We start from the raw sequence: 681 nt of genomic DNA, 5'->3' as shown, positions 1-681 counted from the left end.
AAAAACTGCCGAGTTGGCCATAGTTAAAATCGCGCCAGTTTTTGCATCGGTGACTACAACATAACCAGCTTTAGCATCAGGTGTTTTCTTAATTTGCGATCTTAATGCTTCTTCTGCTTTTTGCTGAAATTTAGAGTCTAGGGTTAGCCAGACATCTCTTCCTTTTTGTACGTTTTGAATGTTCCAGAAGAAGTTTTTATTATCAATCTTAAAAATAAGAGTTTTTCCTGATTTTCCTTTTAAATCATTTTCATATTGCAGCTCAATCCCACTTTTTCCAACAAGCATATGCTTTGAATTAAGGTCATTTTCTACATACCCAATTACCTGTGAACCAATTTCCTGTTTAGGATAATATCGAATCCATTCGTCTTCAATTATTACATTATTAGGTTTGTTTTTGTTTATGAATGCAAGTTCATTCTCAGTTATATCAGAGTATAACGGTATATCATTCATAGTTTGCTTTTTACAAGATTGCTGTAATTGTGATTTTATGTCCTCTGCCGAAATGTCATGTTGAAATTCTTTTGAAAATTGATTGAAAAAAGCTAATGTGTTTGATGTATCTTGTTTCGATAGCTTTTCATCATTAGAAGTGCAATATAGAGACTTAACTTTCTTATTTGTAGCTAGCATTACACCATTTTTATCAAAAATCTTTCCTCTTTCAGCTGAAGA

The 681-nt window shown here is 32.2% G+C and carries 1 protein-coding gene; it reads right to left on the bottom strand.

The annotated features are described in order from the left end of the window. Window positions 1–681: penicillin-binding protein 2 (locus HMPREF2590_RS08925; protein WP_481747574.1), on the bottom strand; the 681-nt coding region annotated here is incomplete at both ends.

It is taken from the genome of Bacillus sp. HMSC036E02 (assembly GCF_001836235.1).
GTDB classification, from domain to species: Bacteria; Bacillota; Bacilli; order Bacillales; family Bacillaceae_G; genus Bacillus_A; species Bacillus_A cereus.
This window is presented reverse-complemented; position numbering and strand designations above follow the sequence as displayed.